Origin of the sequence: Croceitalea marina (assembly GCF_042684265.1) — a bacterium.
In the GTDB taxonomy this organism is placed as follows: Bacteria; Bacteroidota; Bacteroidia; order Flavobacteriales; family Flavobacteriaceae; genus Croceitalea; species Croceitalea marina.
This window is the reverse complement of record NZ_JBHULB010000063.1, coordinates 1-2,306: the sequence shown is the minus strand read 5'-3', so window position 1 is coordinate 2,306 and position 2,306 is coordinate 1. Positions and strand designations below refer to the sequence as shown.

The 2,306-nt window shown below is 50.2% G+C and carries 2 tRNA genes and 1 rRNA gene; all 3 read left to right on the top strand.

What is annotated here, in order from left to right:
* Nucleotides 1-408 precede the first annotated feature (408 nt).
* A 16S ribosomal RNA gene (locus tag ACFSQJ_RS14405) occupies nucleotides 409-1,961 on the top strand.
* A gap of 90 nt (nucleotides 1,962-2,051) precedes the next feature.
* Nucleotides 2,052-2,127: transfer RNA gene (locus ACFSQJ_RS14400), tRNA-Glu, on the top strand.
* Nucleotide 2,128: 1 nt separating this feature from the next.
* A tRNA-Lys gene (locus ACFSQJ_RS14395) sits at nucleotides 2,129-2,204 on the top strand.
* Nucleotides 2,205-2,306 lie beyond the last annotated feature (102 nt).

Sequence of the window (2,306 nt, the reverse complement as noted above, 5' to 3'; positions counted from 1 at the left end):
CGATAAAAAACCTAAAAAAAGGGTTGCCAATCAAAATCGGATATCTATAATGCGCCTCGCTGTCAGGGAAACGCTTCGCAAGAAAAATTGACCTAACGCAAACGGAAATTTTTTAGAGTAAATAACTTCAAAAAAGTTTGCATAAAGTGGTTGACACCAAATGCTAGCTCGCTAAAATAGCCGTCCGTTTTGAGGGAAGCTTCAAAACAAGCTCTTTAACAATATAAACCTATCAATCTGTGTGGGCACTCGTTGATGATAATCAAAGATGATTCTAAAGAATCAACTGAGGTTTCAATGAACTGAGTGACCAATCAAGATGTCTTTTGGAAACATTAGAGGTCTTGGCACAGTCAATTCAACATTACTATGTAATGTAATCAGTATTCATTGAGCCACAAAAACTTTAAATTGAAGAGTTTGATCATGGCTCAGATTGAACGCTGGCGGCAGGCCTAACACATGCAAGTCGAGCGGCAGCGACATAAACAAACCTTCGGGGGCGTTTATGGGCGGCGAGCGGCGGACGGGTGAGTAATGCCTGGGAAATTGCCCTGATGTGGGGGATAACCATTGGAAACGATGGCTAATACCGCATGATAGCTTCGGCTCAAAGAGGGGGACCTTCGGGCCTCTCGCGTCAGGATATGCCCAGGTGGGATTAGCTAGTTGGTGAGGTAAGGGCTCACCAAGGCAACGATCCCTAGCTGGTCTGAGAGGATGATCAGCCACACTGGGACTGAGACACGGCCCAGACTCCTACGGGAGGCAGCAGTGGGGAATATTGCACAATGGGCGCAAGCCTGATGCAGCCATGCCGCGTGTGTGAAGAAGGCCTTCGGGTTGTAAAGCACTTTCAGCAGTGAGGAAGGCAATGTATTTAATAGATGCATTGTTTGACGTTAGCTGCAGAAGAAGCACCGGCTAACTCCGTGCCAGCAGCCGCGGTAATACGGAGGGTGCGAGCGTTAATCGGAATTACTGGGCGTAAAGCGCATGCAGGTGGTTTGTTAAGTCAGATGTGAAAGCCCGGGGCTCAACCTCGGAATAGCATTTGAAACTGGCAGGCTAGAGTACTGTAGAGGGGGGTAGAATTTCAGGTGTAGCGGTGAAATGCGTAGAGATCTGAAGGAATACCGGTGGCGAAGGCGGCCCCCTGGACAGATACTGACACTCAGATGCGAAAGCGTGGGGAGCAAACAGGATTAGATACCCTGGTAGTCCACGCCGTAAACGATGTCTACTTGGAGGTTGTTCCCTTGAGGAGTGGCTTTCGGAGCTAACGCGTTAAGTAGACCGCCTGGGGAGTACGGTCGCAAGATTAAAACTCAAATGAATTGACGGGGGCCCGCACAAGCGGTGGAGCATGTGGTTTAATTCGATGCAACGCGAAGAACCTTACCTACTCTTGACATCCAGAGAACTTGGCAGAGATGCCTTGGTGCCTTCGGGAGCTCTGAGACAGGTGCTGCATGGCTGTCGTCAGCTCGTGTTGTGAAATGTTGGGTTAAGTCCCGCAACGAGCGCAACCCTTATCCTTGTTTGCCAGCGAGTCATGTCGGGAACTCCAGGGAGACTGCCGGTGATAAACCGGAGGAAGGTGGGGACGACGTCAAGTCATCATGGCCCTTACGAGTAGGGCTACACACGTGCTACAATGGCGCATACAGAGGGCGGCCAACTTGCGAGAGTGAGCGAATCCCAAAAAGTGCGTCGTAGTCCGGATTGGAGTCTGCAACTCGACTCCATGAAGTCGGAATCGCTAGTAATCGTGGATCAGAATGCCACGGTGAATACGTTCCCGGGCCTTGTACACACCGCCCGTCACACCATGGGAGTGGGCTGCAAAAGAAGTAGGTAGTTTAACCTTCGGGGGAACGCTTACCACTTTGTGGTTCATGACTGGGGTGAAGTCGTAACAAGGTAGCGCTAGGGGAACCTGGCGCTGGATCACCTCCTTAATACGAAAGATTATTGCGATGAGTGTTCACACAGATTGATGGTTTATACGGTTTTAGAGTATTAAGCGTTCCCAAACGCTTACGATTAGTGTCCCGTTCGTCTAGAGGCCTAGGACACCGCCCTTTCACGGCGGTAACAGGGGTTCGACTCCCCTACGGGATACCATGGGTCGTTAGCTCAGTTGGTAGAGCAGTTGACTTTTAATCAATTGGTCGCAGGTTCGAATCCTGCACGACCCACCATTTCCTCCCGCGGAAATGCTTACGTTTCGGTAAGAAAATAATGTGGGCGATTAGCTCAGTTGGGAGAGCACCTGCCTTACAAGCAGGGGGTCACTGGTTCGA